The organism is uncultured Campylobacter sp., from assembly GCF_938030685.1.
In the GTDB taxonomy this organism is placed as follows: Bacteria; Campylobacterota; Campylobacteria; order Campylobacterales; family Campylobacteraceae; genus Campylobacter_B.
This window is the reverse complement of the sequence record NZ_CALHHX010000169.1, coordinates 1-1,258: the sequence shown is the minus strand read 5'-3', so window position 1 is coordinate 1,258 and position 1,258 is coordinate 1. Positions and strand designations below refer to the sequence as shown.

Genomic DNA, 1,258 nt, shown 5'->3' with positions numbered 1-1,258 from the left:
AAAATTTCACCTTTTATTTTCGCTTCTTTCATCTATGCAAATTGAGCTTTTTTTGTAAATTTGAGCTCGCGTGCGTTAAAAAATGAGCTCCGCAAGCCCAGCATCCTAAATTTTACAAAATTTTCATTTGATTTGCGCTTTGGCGACGATTTTGGATTTCAACCGAATTTTACTAGGATTTTGCTAAACTGCGCCGAAATTTTAACAGGCCGGTGCAAATACGTACAAACAGATCATTTAGCGAGATTGCCGCATGGATAGCATTAAATTTTACCTAAACGATTACGAAATTGAGGGCGAAAGCTTTACCGAAGTCGTCGTTGCGATAAACGGCGAGCCCCTGCTTGAACTGATTAAGAGGCGTGAGCAAAGCTTTGCGGCGAAAGAGGGGCAAGCTAGCATCGCGGGAGGCTACGCCTACTTAAGCTTGATCGATTTTGAGGAGCTATTTTTACGCGCAGCGCTTGAGGCTGATTTGGCGCAAGATGAGCGGGACGTGGTGCTACTGGGCTGTCCGTGTGGGATCTGGAGCTGTTGGTATCTCGCGCTTAAGATTAAATTTGAAGAAAACGCGGTTAAATTTACCGACTTTATAAACCCGCGCCGCAAAGATTGGCGGTATGGGCTTGAGTTTAAATTTGACCGCGCGAGCTTTGTGGGTGAAATTTCTAAAATCGCCTCTTTTAATAAGCTCTAAAATTCAGTGAATTTTAACGGCACGCTCTAAACTACGTCGAAACAAACCTATCTTTGCCTCGGCAAAATTTAGTTTTAAAGTGGAATGGCTGCCGCGCAAGCTCATAAGATTAAAATTTTCGCCTCGCTGCTGCGCAATACATCCAGCAAAATATCATAAAATTTGCCCAGTCTTAGCTTTAAAATTCCGCCCCTTTTAATAACGACTAAGATCCGTCCGCCTCGCTCGCCAAGCGCGTCGTAGAGCGCGTCTAAATTTGCGACGTATTCGGGCTTAAAATCTAGCGCTGCGGCAAATAGCGCGAAAATTTGATCTTTGCGCCTAATCTTTGCGCCGTCGATGATGATCTTTGCGGCGCTGCGCGTTTTAAAATTTGAACTCATTGCACGCGCTCGAAGCTTTCATAATGATCGGCGGTGTAAAAGATCAGCCCGTCGTTTGAAAATATCAGCCGCTTCGCGCCGCGCGGGCCGCCGCGATACTCGATGTCGCATTCGCGCCAAATCCGCCCCTTTTTATCAGGCAATCTGCGCTCGAAATTGCCGAAGCGGTCGCCGCCGA

At 46.2% G+C, this 1,258-nt stretch carries 3 protein-coding genes; 1 reads left to right on the top strand and 2 read right to left on the bottom strand.

Translation table 11 applies throughout. The annotated features are described in order from the left end of the window. The first annotated feature begins 253 nt into the window (after positions 1 to 253). Positions 254 to 697, top strand: coding sequence for a hypothetical protein (locus Q0369_RS07695; protein WP_298098241.1), 444 nt, complete (start codon positions 254 to 256; stop codon positions 695 to 697). Positions 698 to 798: 101 nt separating this feature from the next. Here the strand turns inward: Q0369_RS07695 and Q0369_RS07690 are convergent, their stop codons facing one another. Further along, positions 799 to 1,080, bottom strand: coding sequence for a barstar family protein (locus tag Q0369_RS07690; protein WP_298098239.1), 282 nt, complete (start codon positions 1,078 to 1,080; stop codon positions 799 to 801). Further along, positions 1,077 to 1,258, bottom strand: a 182-nt coding sequence (locus tag Q0369_RS07685) for a ribonuclease domain-containing protein (RefSeq protein ID WP_298098236.1), incomplete at its 5' end; no start/stop codon positions are given. The genes Q0369_RS07685 and Q0369_RS07690, both read right to left, overlap by 4 nt.

Bases quoted from the DNA above. Each gene is read 5' to 3' on its own strand.
- Q0369_RS07695 (WP_298098241.1), top strand. From the start codon at position 254: ATGGATAGCATTAAATTTTACCTAAACGATTACGAAATTGAGGGCGAA.
- Q0369_RS07690 (WP_298098239.1), bottom strand. From the start codon at position 1,080: ATGAGTTCAAATTTTAAAACGCGCAGCGCCGCAAAGATCATCATCGAC.